Consider the following 11,586-nt stretch of genomic DNA (forward strand, 5'->3'; position numbering starts at 1 on the left):
CCACAATTTGTTATGTCTGCAAATAAAATAAAGACCATTTTACTAAAAACGGCCAAATACCTTGGGATTACTTTTGTTGTCATTATAGGATTACTGTTCCTTACGCCCATTATTTTTGAAGATACCATCAAGGAACAGATTAAAAAAACCGCCAACGAAAAACTAAGCGCAGAACTCAACTATTCTGATGTTTCGGTTTCGTTTTTTCAGCATTTCCCTTCTCTGACACTAACCTTAAGCGACTTACATCTTAACGGCTCAGCTCCTTATAAGAGCGAAAAATTCATTACCGCAAAGGAAGTATCATTTGGTATCAATGTAGCCAGTCTGGTTTTTAGCAAAGAGGTAAAAATCGATCAGATTTATTTGTCTGATTCTTTTATCAATGTAAAAGTAAACGAAGAAGGAGAAGCCAATTACAACATTTACAAAGGATCTTCAAAGGATTCAAATCCTAAAGACAGCACCGAAACTGCCTTAAAACTGGAACGAATTGAGATTTTAAACAGTAAGATCGTTTACGATGACAAATCGACGAAAATACATTTTGATGCTTTTGGATTTGACTATTTAGGAAAAGGAGATTTAAACAAAGCCGTTTTCGATTTGTATTCGAAAGCAAAAATTGAAAAGTTAAATATCGTTTATGAAAATGAACCTTATTTGATGAACAAAAAGGTAAATGCTGATCTGATCACAAAAGTCAACGTCAACTCCCTGTCTTTTTATTTTCAACAAAATAACCTTAAAATAAATGACCTTATTGTTGACTTTATTGGAAAATTCAACTTCCTGAAAGACGGATACAATATGGATTTTGTGATAAAATCAGACAACAGTGATTTACACGATGTTTTTACCGCCTTCCCTCCAAAATACATTACCTGGCTGTCGAAAACAGAATTAAAAGGAAACACCAACCTGCTTTTAACTTTAAAAGGAGACTATATTGCCGCACAAAATATTGCACCGGATCTTAATATGGATGTGAAAATAGACAGCGGATTTGTTAATTACAACAAAAGTGCTTTCCCGGTTTCGAATCTGAATTTAGAAATCAAAACAAAAGTTCCGTCTTTAAATCCGGACCTGCTTATGGTTGATGCCAAAAACCTGTCTTTAAACATCAAACAGGATTATTTAAAAACGAAATTCAACGTCAAAGGTGTAAAAACACCGGATATCAACGCCGATTTTAAAGCTAAAATTGATCTTGGGAAATTAATGCAGGCACTTGGAATCCCAACCATCGTCTTGAAAGGAAACCTGGCAGGAGATGTAAAAGCAAATGGTAAATTTGATTTAAAAAACAAACTTCTTCCGGTTACCAATGGCGTCATTGATTTGGAAAACGGTTATTTAAAAACACCTTACTATCCAAATCCGATTACAGACATCACCATCAAATCTAAGGTTGAGAATCAAAAAGGGACTTTTAGTGACTTAAAAATAAGTCTAAAACCTACTCAGTTTACTTTTGAAGGAAAACCTGTTTTTGTAGAAGCTGATCTTAGCAATTTTAATGATTTGACTTATAACATTAAAGCGAAAGGAGAACTGGATGTCAACAAAATCTATAAAGTTTTCTCTCAAAAAGGACTAGATTTAGACGGTTTCGTAAAAGCCGATTTGGTTTTAAAAGGCAAACAAAGCGATGCCGAAAAAGGAAACTACCGCAAGCTGTACAACAAAGGAACCCTTGAACTTAGAAATATCGGAATTGCTTCTGAATATCTTCCGAAGAAATTCATCATCAAAGAAGGTATTTTTAAGATCAATCAGGACAAGATGTCCTTCAACAACTTTTTAGCAGCCTACGGCCAATCTGACTTTAGGTTAAATGGTTATTTACAGAACGTTTTTAATTATGCAACTACCAATACCGGTGTTCTAAAAGGTTCTTTCAAATCGACATCACGTTATATTAATGTGGATGAATTTATGTCGGCTACTCCGACAACTACTTCGACTACCGAAACCAAAACGGAAACTCAGCCTCAAAAGCAAACGACACAAACAGGAGTTATTATTATTCCTTCCAATTTAAATCTGCAATTTACAGCGAATGCTCAAAAAGTAAATTTCGACAAATTGAATCTTTTAAATGCAGTTGGAAATTTAAGCATGAACAAAGGCAAACTGAACATGCAGAATACCGGTTTTAATTTAATTGGATGCGATGTAAGCATGAATGCCAATTATCAGGCGGTAACACCTAAAAAAGCCAATTTTGATTACGCGATTAAAGCCACTGATTTTGACATCAAAAAAGCCTACAACGAAATCGAAGTTTTTAGAAAAATGGCAAGTGCAGCTGAAAAAGCACAAGGAATTGTTTCTCTGGACTATCAATTAAAGGGCCGTTTAAACAATAAAATGGAACCGGTTTATCCGTCGCTTATTGGCGGAGGAACACTTTCGATAAAAGAGGTAAAAGTTAGAGGATTGAAAATGTTTAGTGCGGTAAGCAAACAAACCAATACGGAATCAATAAAAAATCCGGATCTTTCAAAAGTAGATATTAAAACTACGATTAAAAACAATATCATGACCGTAGAACGCTTTAAGTTTAAATTTGCAGGCTTCCGACCAAGAATCGAAGGCACAACAAGTTTAGACGGAAAACTGAACTTAAAAATGCGTTTAGGCCTTCCTCCTTTAGGAATCTTTGGAATTCCGCTGACCATTACCGGAACTCAAGACAATCCAAAAATAAAAGTGGGAAGAAAATCTCAAAATTTAGAAGAAACAAAAGATACTGAAGAATAAAAGTTGAAAACCTGTTCATTATGAGCAGGTTTTTTGTTTTAAATCAAATTATATTTATAGTTTTGAATAGCAATGCAACGCACTCATGAAACAATCTAAAAAAGGAGAGTTTTACGGCCAGACTAACAAAACGATTTCTCTTGAAGGAATAACGTTAACTGATACCGTATATACACACCCTACAGTAGACTGGCATTATCACGAGCATGCTTACTTTACCTTTATTCTGCAGGGAAATGTAATTGAAGGAAATAAAAAAGAAGTCTATAATTGCGCCCCCGGAAGCCTCCTTTTTCACAACTGGCAAGAACCACACTATAACATTAAACCGGAAGGTTTTACGAGAGGTTTTCATCTTGAAATCGAAAGAAAATGGTTTGATTCACTTACAATGAATAGCGACAACCTGCAAGGAAGCACAACTGTCCTAAACCCTGACATAAAACTTTTGATGTATAAAATTTTCAGAGCGACCAAAATTGAAGATTTTCATTTTGACCTTTCGACACAAACTCTGTTAATTGAAATCTTATCAAAACTAAATGGCGACTTTGAATCCATAAAACATAAAAATCCTAAATGGGTTACAATGATTGATGAAATCCTTCACGATCAGCTTACCGAAACCATAACACTCGATTATTTGTCGAAAGCATTAGGCATCCACCCTATTCATCTTTCAAGAGATTTTTCGAAGTATTTTCATTGCAATTTAGGAGAGTACATACGAAAATTAAAAGTAGAAAAAGCATTGTCGCTCATTGCAATGCAAAGCAAATCTCTAACGGAAATTGCTTACGAATGTGGTTTCTCCGACCAAAGTCATCTCACTCGGTCTTTCAGAGAAATAAACGGACTCAATCCTTCAGCACACAAAAAATTGCTTTTCAAAAAATAAGTCAAATGTTAATCCTGTACAATTTTTAAAGTTTATTGTACGGTAGATTTGCATTTCAATCCTTACAATCAATCAAATGAAACACATTCTTTTACTTGCCCTGCTATTTTGCAACAACATTATTTCAGCACAAAACAATGACCTGTTCAAAACCGATGGAATTACAACTGAACTGCATAAAAATAATGTAGGTAAAATTACTTTTATGAAAGGCAACATTCCGTTAGAGCAATATAAAGAAGCTGATTTTCTGAAATCTTTTGAACTAACCTATAAATCCGATTTGAACATCAGGGTTTTCATGAACAACTCCGTTACAAATTACCTGCATCAATTGAATCCGGAATTACCCGCTGATCAACTTTTAACAACAGGAAACCTTCAGTTTGCCTTTTACATCGACAATAAACTCCTCTACACCGAAAACCTTAACTACGGATGCAGTTTTGGATCGGGAGGCAGCAAAGATACTTCAACAACCTTCAGGGTTCCTCTAACCAGCTCCAAAAAAGAAGACTGGTGGTCCATTTACCTGTGGGAACGATTTAAACTTAATGGAGGAGAAAAAGCTTTAACCAATGGTAAACATAAACTAAAAATTGAAATTCGTCCTTATCAAACGAATCAAAACGGAGCAGTCAAAACAGGAGATTTAATTGCAAAAGGAGAAATTCAGCTGATCTTAAAAGCACCTAAACTGACAGCCAAACAAATCGAAATTCAACCTATTCAGCCCAACAGCGGCTGGGAAGTTTCAAATTTTGCTTTTGACAAAAAGAAAATTGAAAAACTCAACGCAGCTATTGCCAGTTACGATTTGAAGGAAATTACAAGTGTAGTTGTCATTTACGATAAAAAACTACTGCTTGAAGAATATTTTAATGAAGCCGACAGAAACACTTTGCATGACACCAGATCTGCAGGAAAATCTTTCGCTTCAACCCTAGCAGGAATTGCCATAAACGACGGTTATCTTAAGAATGAAAATCAAACATTGAACCAGTTCTACGATTTAAAGAACTTTGCCAATTATGAGTCTAAAAAAGACAGCATAAAAATAAAAGACCTACTCAACATGAGCTCCGCCTTTGAAGGCTCCGATCAAAATAGCGATTCCCCTGGAAACGAAGAAAACATGTATCCTACAGACAATTGGGTAAAATTTACTTTAGACTTACCCATGGATAAATCTAAAACCAATGGCGGTCAATCGGATTATTTTACAGCAGGCGTAGTTTTACTGGGTGACATCATCCATAAATCAGTTCCTGGCGGATTAGAAAAATATGCCGATGAAAAGCTTTTCAAACCACTAAACATAACACATTACCAATGGCAGTATACTCCACAGAAAGTAGCCAATACAGCAGGAAGTCTACAAATGACCTCATTGGATTATGCCAAATATGCTCAATTATACCAGAACAATGGCCTTTGGAATGGCAAACAAATCCTTACTACCGATTGGGTTCAAAAAACCCTAACCCACCAGTTTCAGATTCCGGAAAGAGAAAACGAATACTACGGTTATCTGTTTTGGAACAGAACTTTTAATTATAAAAACACTCCCTACGAAACTTATTACTGCGCAGGAAATGGAGGAAATGAATTTATGATTTTCAAAAACCTTCCACTTGTAGTGATCATTACTTCAAAAGCCTATAACAAACCTTATGGGCATGCACAAGCTGAAAAAATTGTACAGGATTATATACTTCCATCACTATTAAAATAAAAGTCAGGATCAGATTCAAAAAGGTATTCACTTTACTGTAAAGCGCGTTAGAGATGGCGATTGCTGTTCTTTTGCGATCTCTAATGGCTTTGCATTTTTAAAATCACCTGTCACAAAAGATTTAACGTACAGGATTTTTATAGCATTATATTAGTCCATTACTAAACAGACAATGTTCCGGAAACATATAAAATACCTTTTGCCAACAACCACAATAAGGCCGCCATGCCTAAAAATCCCCAAGTCCAGTTGCTGCTTCTTTTCCAACTAAAGAAAAATGTCGGGATTTCCCAATATTTAATCACGATAAAAGTACTTACTCCAATTAATGAAACCCAAATCATCTCGGCAGAATGAATGTGAAAACTATAAAACAAAACCAAGGCAAAAAAGAGAGTCGTCACAAATTGTAAATAATAATAATTCTTATAATTGCGTTTGTAATTATCCTTAAGCGACAACAGTAAAAACGATACAATTAGCAAGCTAGTCAAAGCGGTTATTACATACGAAAAAATTACATTATACTGCCAAATAAGAAAAGCATCTATAATTAGCGCCAAAACCACACAAGCCGCGAGCGAGTAAACACTTCTTTCAATATAAGCATCTTTCTCTTTATAAGGTATCAGAATCGGGTACATATATTTCTCTAAAATTCGCCAAAAAGGCAAAGCACAAATAGCCGCCATTGCAGCAATCACAATTTCATAATTATACACTTTGTCCGCCGGAACTTTATACAAGAGATAAAACAGCGCCACGGTAACGATGATAGCAGGCAGGCAGATTGTTTTTACAGTTTCCCACTTATCATTTCCCCAGAAATTATTCTTTATCTCAAAAATATATTTCTGTACCAAATATTTACGGGTAAAAATTGCCGTGGACTGGCTCCATAACAAAAACAAACCTGTATGAATTACTATAGTCCGCAATGTCATTTCTTCTATAAAACACCCCCAAACAACGCAGGCAGCCCCTGCTAACAACAATTCGTACGTTAATAAAATTGCCGAAAATAAAAGTCTGAATAAGGGCGCAAACTGATTGATCAGGATACCGATCAGTGAATTCCAATAATTGCGCAACAAACCTATTATCGAACATATTGCAATAAATGCCGAGAGATACAACATCCAATTGGTCAGCGATTGTGTTTGCATCCATAATTGAACTGCAGAATTTTTTACGGGCGTATAGACTATATGAGAGTTGGCGTAAATTTCGTTCGCTAATTGATTTCTTACCGTATCGTTTAGGCCATAAAATTGTTTTTTGTGCTTTTGCCAATAAACAGTAGCATCAGAACCACTTTTTTGTAAAACGGCAAACTCGTATAAAATCTTTTTTTGAGCATTGGTCAATGATGCAACTTTCTCGGCAGAATGAATTTCTTTTGCAAACAGGCTTGTACAGAAAAGAAACAGGAGGAAAACTATTTTTTTCAAAATTTGGATAGATTAATCCTTCCAAAAATACAAATAATAAGTATTGGATATAAAGCAAAAAACCCGTTCACCAAAGATGAACGGGTTTTGTAATAAGTAGTCTAATGCTTATGCTTCGAATGGAAGGATAGATACATAAGATTTGTTATCTTTTTTCTTTTGGAACTTAACAACTCCAGCTACTCTTGCGTGTAGTGTGTGATCTTTACTGATGTAAACGTTTTCACCTGGATTATGTTTTGAACCTCTTTGTCTAACGATGATGTTCCCAGCAATAGCAGCTTGACCACCAAAAATCTTAACGCCTAGACGTTTTGATTCTGATTCTCTACCATTCTTCGAACTACCGACACCTTTCTTGTGAGCCATGACGTATGAGTTTAAATATTGTTATTATTCTTTAGTAGCTTCTTTTTTTGCTTTTGGAGCTGCTTTTTTCGCTTTTGGAGCTTCTACTTCTTCAGTAGCTGCATCTTCTGCTACAACTGCTTTTTTAGCTGCTGCTTTTTTAGTTCCTCCTGCTGCAGTAATACCTTCAATTACAATTTGAGTAAGATATTGTCTGTGACCATTTCTTTTTTTGTATCCTTTTCTTCTTTTCTTTTTGAAAACGATAACTTTATCTCCTTTTAAGTGTTGTAACACTTTAGCTTCTACTGAAGCACCTTCTATAGCTGGGGCGCCTAAAGTTACATTTCCGTTATCGTCTAATAAAAGAACTTTGTCAAAAGAAACTTTTGAACCTTCTTCGTTAGCCAAACGGTGAACATAAACCTTTAAGTCTTTGCTTACTTTGAATTGTTGCCCTGCTATCTCTACGATTGCATACATACCAAATTGATTTATTGATTTTTAAGGTTGCAAATATACAACTATTAATTTACTGTGCAATCCCTTATTCCAAAAATATTTATTTCCGCTTTACAGCTGTTTTTCAAGGCATTTCTGTACTCCAAAAAACACATTTAGAAGTAAAAGACTGTTAAATTTTAATCATTTTACCCCCGTACCCCTGAATGCTAATTAAAAAAAGTTATTTTTGGTGTAACGATAATCAACTCTTGACTACCTATTTATTTAGGTAAATATAAATTTATTAATCTTTATGAAAAATTCAATAATTATGTTAAGTGCGGCACTAATGCTCGGCGGAGTGGCTCATGCTCAAAAGGTAGCTTTTGAAGAATACAATTTAGATAACGGAATGCACGTCATTTTGCATAATGATCCCTCAGCTCCGGTCGTGATCACCTCAGTTATGTACCATGTAGGATCAAAAGACGAACGTCCGGACCGAACAGGTTTTGCCCATTTCTTTGAACATTTGTTGTTTGAAGGAACTAAAAACATCAAACGCGGCGAATGGATGAAGATTGTTACCGCTAATGGAGGTGTAAACAACGCCAACACTACTGACGACAGAACGTATTACTACGAAGTTTTCCCTTCAAACAGCTTAGAACTTGGTTTATGGATGGAATCTGAAAGATTAATGCATCCGGTTATCAATAAAATTGGTGTTGACACACAAAATGAAGTGGTTAAGGAAGAAAAAAGAATGCGTTACGACAATCAGCCTTATGGAAACATTCTGCCGGTTGTAAAAGAAAACATGTTCAAAAAACACCCGTACCGTTGGACTACTATCGGTTCTATGAAAGATTTGGATGCTGCAACTCTTGAAGAATTTCAGGCATTTAATAAAAAATTCTACACGCCAAACAATGCTGTTTTAGTCGTAGCAGGTGATTTTGACAAAGCCAAAACAAAAGAATGGATTCAGAAATATTTTGCACCAATTCCGAGAGGCGAAGAAGTAAAAAAACAAACTTATGTAGAAGAGCCAATCAATCAGACAATAAAAGCGACTTACGAAGACCCGAACATTCAGATTCCAATGGTAGTTGCTTCATACAGAACTCCATCTATGAAAACCAGAGACGCCAGAGTTTTAGACTTAATTTCTTCTTATTTAAGTGATGGAAAAAGCTCTAAATTGTACAAAAAAATAGTTGACGACAAAAAAATGGCCCTTCAGATTGGAGCAGTAGGATTTAGTCAGGAAGATTACGGAATGTACATTTTGTATGGTTTACCGATGGCTCCCAACACAACAGCCGACATTTTGAAAGAAATGGATGAAGAGATCGTAAAAATTCAAACAGATTTGATTTCTGAGAAGGATTATCAAAAATTACAAAACAAATTCGATAATAATTTTGTGAATGCCAATGCAAGCGTTGAAGGAATTGCAGAAAATCTTGCTTCTTTCTACCTGCTTTACGGAGATGTAAACTTGATTAATACGGAGATCGATCTTTATCATTCTATCACCAGAGAAGAAATCAGAGAAGTAGCCAAGAAGTACCTAAACCCTAACCAGCGTTTAATTTTAGACTATATCCCTTCAACTAAAGCTCAAAACTAAGTCATCGAATCATGAAAAAAATACATACATTTTTAATCCTTTTATTCCTAACTGGAATTATGCAAGCACAAGACCGTCCACAACCAAAACCAGGCAATTCTCCCGTAGTCAACATCAAAAAGCCGCAAACTTTTGTTTTGGCAAACGGGATGAAAGTTTTAGTGGTTGAAAATCATAAATTACCAAGAGTAAGCTTTACTCTTACCCTTGACAACGCTCCTTTTGCAGAAGGAAACAAAAAAGGAGTCGACGAATTAACAAGCGCCTTAATTGGTAACGGAACTAAAAAAATAACGAAAGAAGCTTTTAACGAAGAGATCGACTTTTACGGAGCAAATATTAATTTTTCTTCTTCAGGAGCTTCTGCAAGTTCGCTTTCTAAATACTCAGGACGTGTTTTAGAACTTTTAGCCGAAGGAGCTTTACAGCCGAATTTTACTCAGGCAGAATTTGATAAAGAAAAAGCAAAATTAATCGAAGGACTTAAAGCCGACGAAAAAAGCGTTCCGGCAATTGCAAACAGAGTTGTTGATGTTCTGGCTTTTGGAAAAAACCACCCTTCAGGAGAATATCTTTCAGAAGAAACGGTAAAAAATGTCACTCTTGCTGATGTTCAGTCCAATTATGCAACTCATTTTGTTCCTGAAAATGCCTATTTGGTCATTATTGGTGATGTTAAATTTAAAGAAACCAAAGCAGCCGTAGAAAAACTTTTTAGCGGATGGAAAAAACAAGCCGCTCCAAAAAATACTTACCCTGCCCCGGAGAATGCCTCTAAACTTCAAATTGATTTTGTTGACGTTCCGAATGCGGTTCAATCTGAAATTTCATTGGTAAATATCGTGAATTTAAAAATGAGCGATCCTGATTTTTTCCCTGCTGTAATCGCGAACCAAATTTTAGGAGGTGACTTCAACAGTTATCTAAACATGAATTTACGTGAAAAACATGCCTGGACATACGGTGCTCGCTCCAACATTGGAAGCGGAAAATATGTAACCAAATTTAGAGCTTCTTCAGCCGTTAGAAACACTGTAACCGACAGTGCAGTAGTGCAATTTATTAAAGAAATCAAAAGAATCAGAACTGAGAAAGTTTCTGAAGACATTTTGAAAAATGTAAAAGCCGGATATATTGGACGTTTTGTAATGCAGATTGAAAAACCACAAACCGTTGCTCAATATGCTTTAAACATTGAAACAGAAAAACTTCCTGCTGATTTCTACGAAAAATACATTCAAACCATAAATAATGTAAGCGCTGACGATATTTACCGCGTTGCCAACAAATACTTTTTACTGGACAATATGCGAATTGTTATTGCCGGAAAAGGTTCTGACGTGATTACAGGTTTAGAAAAACTTCAAATTCCGATTTTCTATTTCGATAAATACGGAAATCCTGTTGAAAAACCAGTAACCAAAAAAGAAGTTCCAGCTGGAATTACCGCTAAAACAGTTTTCGAAAACTACCTTAAAGCAATTGGTGGAGAAAAAGCAGTTACGGCCGTTAAAACACTTTCGATGACTGGATCTACAACTGTTCCACAGGCTCCTGCCCCATTAACATTTACTTCTAAATTAGATTCAAAAGGAAAGATGATGGTTTCTCTTGCCATGGGAACGATGAATTTAATGAAACAAGTGGTGAATGACAAAGGTGCTTATATCGAACAACAAGGACAACGCAAAAACCTTGAAGGAACCGATCTTGCCGAAATGAAAGCTAGTGCTGCTCCTTTTGAAGAACTTCTACTTGCAAAAAGAGCCGACTTAAAAGTAGACCGTATCGAGCCTATTAACGGCAAAGATGCTTATGCAATAAAAGAAGGCAAAACAACTTATTTCTATGATGTTAATTCAGGTCTTAAACTGGCCGAATCAAAAGATCGTGAGCAAGGTGGAAAAGCAACGACACAAATCACAAACTTCAACGACTATAAAGATGTAAAAGGGGTAAAAGTTCCTTTTAACATTGTTCAGAATGTAGGTTTTGAATTAGACATCAAAATGTCTGATATCAAAATCAACGAAGGAGTTTCTGAAGCAGATTTTTTATAAGGTACTAAGGATCTAAGGTACTAAGATTTTTTTGAGGCTTAGTCAAAGTTTAAAACTTTGACTAAGCCTTTTCTTTTTTATCAGGCTGAGCGACAATCGTTTTCTTTAGATTCTCGTTACGGAGTTACTTACGAAGATTTCTCCTCCGTCGAAATTGTAAAAGTTACTTATTTCGGTAACGGATTTATCATTTCAATTGGCTTTTTTCCATCAATTCCCTGATGTGGTCTTTCATGATTATAATA

General features: G+C 35.5%; 9 protein-coding genes. 6 read left to right on the plus strand and 3 right to left on the minus strand.

Features of this window, described 5'->3' with window-relative positions; genetic code table 11:
* The first annotated feature begins 12 nt into the window (after nt 1-12).
* The 3 genes from FLA105534_RS01785 to FLA105534_RS01795 all read left to right on the plus strand — a co-directional run bounded on the left by FLA105534_RS01785 (nt 13) and on the right by FLA105534_RS01795 (nt 5,402).
* Nucleotides 13-2,769: an AsmA-like C-terminal region-containing protein gene (locus tag FLA105534_RS01785; RefSeq protein WP_173964337.1), complete on the plus strand. Its 2,757-nt coding sequence runs from the start codon at nt 13-15 to the stop codon at nt 2,767-2,769.
* 85 nt (nt 2,770-2,854) lie between these two features.
* Nucleotides 2,855-3,667 (plus strand): helix-turn-helix domain-containing protein, encoded by an 813-nt coding sequence (locus FLA105534_RS01790; RefSeq protein WP_173964338.1) that lies wholly within the window; start codon nt 2,855-2,857, stop codon nt 3,665-3,667.
* 76 nt (nt 3,668-3,743) lie between these two features.
* Nucleotides 3,744-5,402 carry a serine hydrolase domain-containing protein gene (locus tag FLA105534_RS01795; RefSeq protein WP_173964339.1) on the plus strand — a complete coding sequence of 553 codons (1,659 nt, stop codon included), beginning with the start codon at nt 3,744-3,746 and terminating at the stop codon, nt 5,400-5,402.
* Nucleotides 5,403-5,563: 161 nt separating this feature from the next.
* On the opposite strand, the gene FLA105534_RS01800 is transcribed toward FLA105534_RS01795, so the two are convergent.
* The 3 genes from FLA105534_RS01800 to rplU form a co-directional block, all read right to left on the minus strand.
* Nucleotides 5,564-6,853: a hypothetical protein gene (locus FLA105534_RS01800; RefSeq protein WP_246253155.1), complete on the minus strand. Its 1,290-nt coding sequence runs from the start codon at nt 6,851-6,853 to the stop codon at nt 5,564-5,566.
* 108 nt (nt 6,854-6,961) lie between these two features.
* Nucleotides 6,962-7,222, minus strand: a complete 261-nt coding sequence (gene rpmA / locus FLA105534_RS01805; RefSeq protein WP_017497241.1) for a 50S ribosomal protein L27 — start codon at nt 7,220-7,222, stop codon at nt 6,962-6,964.
* 24 nt (nt 7,223-7,246) lie between these two features.
* Entirely contained in the window at nt 7,247-7,684 is a 438-nt protein-coding gene (rplU, locus tag FLA105534_RS01810; protein WP_068844917.1) for a 50S ribosomal protein L21, read from the minus strand.
* A gap of 274 nt (nt 7,685-7,958) precedes the next feature.
* Between rplU and FLA105534_RS01815 the strand changes: the two genes are divergently transcribed.
* Genes FLA105534_RS01815 through FLA105534_RS01825 form a run of 3 tightly spaced genes read left to right on the plus strand, consistent with a single transcriptional unit; the run spans nt 7,959 to nt 11,563 of the window.
* Nucleotides 7,959-9,281 (plus strand): M16 family metallopeptidase, encoded by a 1,323-nt coding sequence (locus FLA105534_RS01815; RefSeq protein ID WP_173964340.1) that lies wholly within the window; start codon nt 7,959-7,961, stop codon nt 9,279-9,281.
* A gap of 11 nt (nt 9,282-9,292) precedes the next feature.
* Nucleotides 9,293-11,341, plus strand: coding sequence for a M16 family metallopeptidase (locus tag FLA105534_RS01820; RefSeq protein WP_173964341.1), 2,049 nt, complete (start codon nt 9,293-9,295; stop codon nt 11,339-11,341).
* 57 nt (nt 11,342-11,398) lie between these two features.
* Nucleotides 11,399-11,563 (plus strand): hypothetical protein, encoded by a 165-nt coding sequence (locus FLA105534_RS01825; protein ID WP_173964342.1) that lies wholly within the window; start codon nt 11,399-11,401, stop codon nt 11,561-11,563.
* The last annotated feature ends 23 nt before the right edge of the window (nt 11,564-11,586 follow it).

Source organism: Flavobacterium collinsii, assembly GCF_902804485.1.
In the GTDB taxonomy this organism is placed as follows: Bacteria; Bacteroidota; Bacteroidia; order Flavobacteriales; family Flavobacteriaceae; genus Flavobacterium; species Flavobacterium collinsii.

Bases quoted from the DNA above. Each gene is read 5' to 3' on its own strand.
- FLA105534_RS01790 (WP_173964338.1), top strand. From the start codon at position 2,855: ATGAAACAATCTAAAAAAGGAGAGTTTTACGGCCAGACTAACAAAACG.
- rplU (WP_068844917.1), bottom strand. From the start codon at position 7,684: ATGTATGCAATCGTAGAGATAGCAGGGCAACAATTCAAAGTAAGCAAA.
- FLA105534_RS01795 (WP_173964339.1), top strand. From the start codon at position 3,744: ATGAAACACATTCTTTTACTTGCCCTGCTATTTTGCAACAACATTATT.
- FLA105534_RS01815 (WP_173964340.1), top strand. From the start codon at position 7,959: ATGAAAAATTCAATAATTATGTTAAGTGCGGCACTAATGCTCGGCGGA.
- rpmA (WP_017497241.1), bottom strand. From the start codon at position 7,222: ATGGCTCACAAGAAAGGTGTCGGTAGTTCGAAGAATGGTAGAGAATCA.
- FLA105534_RS01820 (WP_173964341.1), top strand. From the start codon at position 9,293: ATGAAAAAAATACATACATTTTTAATCCTTTTATTCCTAACTGGAATT.
- FLA105534_RS01785 (WP_173964337.1), top strand. From the start codon at position 13: ATGTCTGCAAATAAAATAAAGACCATTTTACTAAAAACGGCCAAATAC.